Origin of the sequence: Macrococcus hajekii, from assembly GCF_004359505.1 — a bacterium.
Classification (GTDB): Bacteria; Bacillota; Bacilli; order Staphylococcales; family Staphylococcaceae; genus Macrococcus; species Macrococcus hajekii.
Window position 1 is genome coordinate 1 of sequence record NZ_SCWE01000057.1, and the last position, 239, is coordinate 239.

Sequence of the window (239 nt, forward strand, 5' to 3'; positions counted from 1 at the left end):
AGCGGCAGAAAAATCATTAAAAGAGTTGATGTCGCAGTTAGTGGTGAAATAAATGAGCGAAAAAAACGAAAATATACCAAAAAGACGGTTCAAAGAGTTCGAAAACGCACCCGCTTGGGAACAGCGTAAGGTTGAAGACATGTGTGAAGTCTCGACAGGTAAGGGAAATACAAAAGATAAATCAGTTAACGGAAAATATCCTTTCTACGTCCGTTCAGAGAATATTGAGAAGAGTGATA

At 38.5% G+C, this 239-nt stretch carries 1 pseudogene; it reads left to right on the forward strand.

The annotated features are described in order from the left end of the window. Positions 1 to 52: 52 nt before the first annotated feature. Positions 53 to 239: pseudogene (locus tag ERX37_RS11355) on the forward strand (restriction endonuclease subunit S); the annotation flags it as partial.